The organism is Leisingera sp. F5, from assembly GCF_001593695.1.
In genome coordinates, this window is sequence record NZ_LUKH01001298.1 from 1 (window position 1) to 1130 (window position 1130).

Annotated in this window: 2 protein-coding genes and 1 pseudogene; 1 reads left to right on the forward strand and 2 read right to left on the reverse strand. The window is 62.1% G+C overall.

Features of this window, described 5'->3' with window-relative positions:
* A pseudogene (locus A2I95_RS40925) lies at positions 1-245 on the forward strand (DUF2235 domain-containing protein); the annotation flags it as partial.
* Positions 246-340: 95 nt separating this feature from the next.
* Here A2I95_RS40925 and A2I95_RS40930 read toward each other — a convergent pair.
* On the reverse strand, positions 341-856 hold the full coding sequence (locus tag A2I95_RS40930) for a DUF2867 domain-containing protein (RefSeq protein ID WP_291738017.1): 516 nt from the start codon (positions 854-856) through the stop codon (positions 341-343).
* A gap of 92 nt (positions 857-948) precedes the next feature.
* Positions 949-1130: PaaI family thioesterase (locus tag A2I95_RS40935; protein WP_367153225.1), on the reverse strand; the 182-nt coding region annotated here is incomplete at its 5' end.

Genomic DNA, 1130 nt, shown 5'->3' on the forward strand with positions numbered 1-1130 from the left:
TGTGGATGCTGGAAAAGGCCGAAGACCGCGGTTTGCCGCTGCCGCTGGATTGGCGGATGCGGTTTCCGGTCGATCCCAAGGCGCCGTCTGTCGGCACCTGGCGCGGCTGGGGCAAGATTTTCCTGCTGCGCAGCCGCCGCCGGGTTGGTCTGGATGGCAGCGAGCGTTTGCACAGCAGTGTCGATGGCGGCAAACAGGAAGCTGCCGCAGCTGGCGGCTGGCTGGCTATGTTTTCGAAGACCTGACACCTCGGCGCAGCGGGGGAACACCTGAGCCAGTCATCCGGGCCCCTGTGCACAGCCGGTCCGGGATGAATACCGGGCCTAGGCGGCAATAACTATCAGCCGGCAGCTGCCCGCCGGTCAAACTCCCGGCGCAGCCGTTTCAGTGACAGCCACACAATCAGTTTGTGGGCCGGCCGGACCGGGATCATGTAAACCCGGCCAAACAGATTATGTGTTTTGACGGAGGACGTCACTGACACAACTCCGCTGCTGGAGGAAACACAGGTCATGACATCCAAATGCCGGTCCCGGACCGTGAGGGTCATCACTTCATCCGACAGGGCCTCTACCAGAAAGAAATCCAGCTTGTCGCCCGATTGCACTGCCGCTTTTGGTGCCCGGGAAATGCCACCGATGCGTTTAACCCCGAAGCATGCGGAAATGGCGTCGCGCAGCCGGAAGGCCAGCTTGATGCCCGGCAAGGGCTTTGCGTGCATGATGTTCCAGGCCTCCAGCGGCGTGACAGGCGCCGGCAGAACAACGGATTGGGTGTCCAGAAAATCCAGCTCCTTGGCGGGGGCAAGGATTTGAATGCGGGCTGTGGCGGCCCGGCCGAGACTGTTTGGCGGCATGATCAGTCCTCTTTCCGGTTTTCCCGGAGTCCTGCTGGAGCATAAACGGATGAAGGCGGCGGACAAGCCCGGAAGGCGCAACTGCCAAAGGGTCAGCCTTGGGCGATCCGCATCACAATGCAAGTGGTGGAGCCGGTGGCATAGAGACGTCCGTCTTCCAGCCCGCGGATTTCGCCATGCGCGACACCAGTGGAGCGGCCCACGTGGTCGATGCTGCCGCTGCAGTCGATGGTGGTGCCCAGCGGGATCGCCCGCAGGATGTTGATCTTGTATT

Coding starts and splice junctions, on each gene's coding strand:
- A2I95_RS40930 (WP_291738017.1), bottom strand. CDS start 856: ATGCCGCCAAACAGTCTCGGCCGGGCCGCCACAGCCCGCATTCAAATC.